Source organism: Tritonibacter sp. SIMBA_163, assembly GCF_046535935.1.
Taxonomy (GTDB): domain Bacteria; phylum Pseudomonadota; class Alphaproteobacteria; order Rhodobacterales; family Rhodobacteraceae; genus Epibacterium; species Epibacterium scottomollicae.
This window is the reverse complement of record NZ_JAWJBP010001323.1, coordinates 1-236: the sequence shown is the minus strand read 5'-3', so window position 1 is coordinate 236 and position 236 is coordinate 1. Positions and strand designations below refer to the sequence as shown.

Genomic DNA, 236 nt, shown 5'->3' with positions numbered 1-236 from the left:
CGCGGCGACGTCGGATTTCCCAATCATTTCACTGCGTGCCGGAAGCGCAAGACGTTTCACAGTATTTTCAAGTTGGCGGACATGCCCCGGCCAAGCATAGTGGCGAAGAAGATCTCGGGCGTCATCACTTATGGCCCGCCGGGACGCACCTTCGCTTCCCGCACGCAGAAGGAAAGGTTCGCATAACAGCGCGATACCCGCGACCCGCTCCCGCAAGCCCGGCACTGGCAGCTCCG

At 61.4% G+C, this 236-nt stretch carries 1 protein-coding gene; it reads left to right on the top strand.

What is annotated here, in order from left to right; all coding sequences use genetic code 11:
• Positions 1 to 186, top strand: a 186-nt coding sequence (locus tag R0J92_RS26595) for a hypothetical protein (RefSeq protein ID WP_411053889.1), incomplete at its 5' end; no start/stop codon positions are given.
• Positions 187 to 236 lie beyond the last annotated feature (50 nt).